Annotated in this window: 1 protein-coding gene and 1 pseudogene; both read left to right on the plus strand. The window is 68.2% G+C overall.

Annotation, left to right across the window (positions count from 1 at the left end; translation table 11 throughout):
- Positions 1 to 654, plus strand: a 654-nt coding sequence (locus AC1DK4_RS40675) for a carbonic anhydrase (RefSeq protein WP_477132268.1), incomplete at its 5' end; no start/stop codon positions are given.
- An 82-nt stretch (positions 655 to 736) separates the two neighbouring features.
- Positions 737 to 1,032: pseudogene (locus AC1DK4_RS40680) on the plus strand (cyanase); the annotation flags it as partial.

The following is a 1,032-nucleotide window of genomic DNA, read 5'->3' on the forward strand; positions in this document are numbered from 1 at the left end:
ATCATCGACGGCGTACTGAAGTTCCAGCGCGACGCCTTCCCCCAGCGCTCGGACCTCTTCAAGCGCCTGGCCACCAGCCAGAGCCCCAGCACCCTGTTCATCGCCTGCTCGGATAGCCGGGTGGTGCCGGAGCTGCTCACGCAGCGCGAGCCCGGCGAGCTGTTCGTCATCCGCAACGCSGGCAATATCGTGCCCGCCTACGGCACGCAGGCCGGCGGGGTGTCGGCCAGTGTCGAGTACGCCGTGGCCGGGCTCAACGTCACCGACATCGTGGTCTGCGGCCACTCCGACTGCGGCGCCATGACCGCGGTGGCCACCTGCAAGTGCCTCGATCACATGCCCGCCGTGAAAGGCTGGCTGCATCACGCGGACGCCGCCAAGGCCGTCAACGAGGCCCGYGAGCACGCCTCGGAGCACGCCCGCGTGGACTCCATGGTGCGCGAGAACGTCATCGCCCAGCTSGCCAACATCAAGACSCACCCGTCCGTGGCGCTMGCGCTGGAGCAAGGCCGCCTGAACCTGCACGGCTGGGTCTACGACATCGAAACCGGCGCGATCGACACGCTGGACGGCAACACCAACCGCTTCGTTTCCCTCGCGGCGCGTCCCGGCGCATCCGCAACCCCTGCCAGGCGCGAACTGATCGCCGCCTGAWCGCYGCCTGAACGCYGCCTGATCGCCGCCTGAWCGCTTCAYCCCCTGTTCYCAGTCTTTATCCATTCCAAGGAGTAATGCCATGACCCAATCCCAATACAGCCAAGCCCCCCGCCAGGCCCTGAGCGACCTCATCATCGACGCCAAGATCCGCAAGGGCCTGACGTTCGAGCAGATCAACGAAGGCACCGGCCTGAGCGTGGCCTTYGTCACCGCCGCGCTGCTGGGCCAGCACCCGCTGCCCGCGRAYGCCGCCAAGGTGGTGGCCGCCAAGCTGGACCTGGACGACGMCGCCGTGCGCCAGCTGCAGACCGTCCCCGTGCGCGGCAGCATCCCCGGCGGCGTGCCGACCGACCCGACCATCTACCGCTTCTACGA

It is taken from the genome of Cupriavidus sp. 05N38 (assembly GCF_056397345.1).